Source organism: Streptomyces sp. ADI95-17 (assembly GCF_003846175.1).
Taxonomy (GTDB): Bacteria; Actinomycetota; Actinomycetes; order Streptomycetales; family Streptomycetaceae; genus Streptomyces; species Streptomyces sanglieri.
Map to the genome: position 1 here is coordinate 63,523 of NZ_ML123057.1, position 1,241 is coordinate 64,763.

At 64.0% G+C, this 1,241-nt stretch carries 3 protein-coding genes; all 3 read left to right on the forward strand.

Features of this window, described 5'->3' with window-relative positions; all coding sequences use genetic code 11:
* Positions 1 to 72 precede the first annotated feature (72 nt).
* The 3 genes from EES42_RS43380 to EES42_RS43385 all read left to right on the forward strand — a co-directional run bounded on the left by EES42_RS43380 (position 73) and on the right by EES42_RS43385 (position 1,194).
* Positions 73 to 339 (forward strand): hypothetical protein, encoded by a 267-nt coding sequence (locus EES42_RS43380; RefSeq protein WP_124723695.1) that lies wholly within the window; start codon positions 73 to 75, stop codon positions 337 to 339.
* A gap of 50 nt (positions 340 to 389) precedes the next feature.
* The gene (locus tag EES42_RS45470; protein WP_164495587.1) at positions 390 to 539 is read left to right on the forward strand and encodes a hypothetical protein; all 150 of its coding nucleotides are present in this window, start codon (positions 390 to 392) and stop codon (positions 537 to 539) included.
* A 286-nt stretch (positions 540 to 825) separates the two neighbouring features.
* Positions 826 to 1,194 carry a VOC family protein gene (locus EES42_RS43385; RefSeq protein WP_124723696.1) on the forward strand — a complete coding sequence of 123 codons (369 nt, stop codon included), beginning with the start codon at positions 826 to 828 and terminating at the stop codon, positions 1,192 to 1,194.
* The last annotated feature ends 47 nt before the right edge of the window (positions 1,195 to 1,241 follow it).

Genomic DNA, 1,241 nt, shown 5'->3' on the forward strand with positions numbered 1-1,241 from the left:
AACGCACCGTCAGGCACATGCAACCCAACAACGTGACAGCACCCCTGGTGGTCTTCGACGTACTTCATCAGGATGGACCTCAACAAGTCGGAGACCCGCTGGGTAGCCGCCGGCATCGGCGGCGCCATCGGATTCATCAGCTGGGCCAAGGACATCAAATGGATCCCCGGGGCCTGGAAGTACGCCATCGTGGCGGTCCGTGGATACCTCTGGTACTTCGGGTTTGTCGCCGGGTACGCGGTGGCTCGGGGCAAGTGCACGACCGTCGTCTCTGGCGTGACACGCTTTGGGTCCAGCTACATTCCCATTCCCCCGACCATCTGGACACGCCGGTGTTGAGACAACCAACTGAGAGAGCGAGACATCGTCTGGCGTTGACCGCCGAAGTCGTGGCTGCAGCTGTCACGGCCACTCTGGTCGTCGCTCTCGCCATCCAGCACGACACCGTACTTGCCATCATCTTCTCGGTGGGCTCCGCCTCGTTCGTCGTCGACGCGATACGCCGGATCCGCAGAAGACCAGGAGCAAGGACAAACTGAATACACCGGGGTACCCGCCTCTTGGCGGGTACCCCGGTGCCTTTCCTCAACGTCGACGCCGGGCACCTTCTCCGGCGGGAAGTCGGGAATCGTCTCTCGGATGTACTGAAGCTCCGCCATCTTGAAGTGGCTGGTCAGCGGGGTGGCGTGACCTGGTTTCGGGGTGCTCGTGCTGGTTGTGGGCGGCAGTCTGTGTTGTAGATCGTCCGGCGGGGTGGTTTTGCCGATGAGTTCACCGTCCTCAAACGGTCTACCCAGCGACACGACCGTTCTCGACAGGAGTGCCATGTCCACCATCCAGCCAGTGATCGTGACTGCCGACCAGGACGTTCTGCTCGGCTTCTATACGAAATTGTTCGGCGCTGAGGAGATCTTCCGGGTACCGGCGGAAGGCCCGTCCTTCTACCTCGGCTTGCGCATCGGCGACACCGACCTCGGACTGGTGGCCAAGGCGAACCCGGGGACTGGGGCGGCGTCGCGGATCCTGCTCAGCATCGGTGTCGACGACGTCGACGAGACGCTCGGCCGGGTGGAGGCGCTGGGCGGCTCGGTCCGCGGCGGCCCCAACGACATGCCGTGGGGACAGCGGGTCGCCCACATCCAGGACCCCGACGGCAATCCGGTGAACCTCACTCAGCCGATCCCGGCCCGGTGACGCTGTTCCGGGGGCATGTGCTGATCGTGGGCTACCTGCGGTAGGGG

What these genes read in the sequence shown, in the direction of transcription:
- EES42_RS43385 (WP_124723696.1), top strand. Translation starts at nt 826, where the DNA reads ATGTCCACCATCCAGCCAGTGATCGTGACTGCCGACCAGGACGTTCTG.
- EES42_RS43380 (WP_124723695.1), top strand. Translation starts at nt 73, where the DNA reads ATGGACCTCAACAAGTCGGAGACCCGCTGGGTAGCCGCCGGCATCGGC.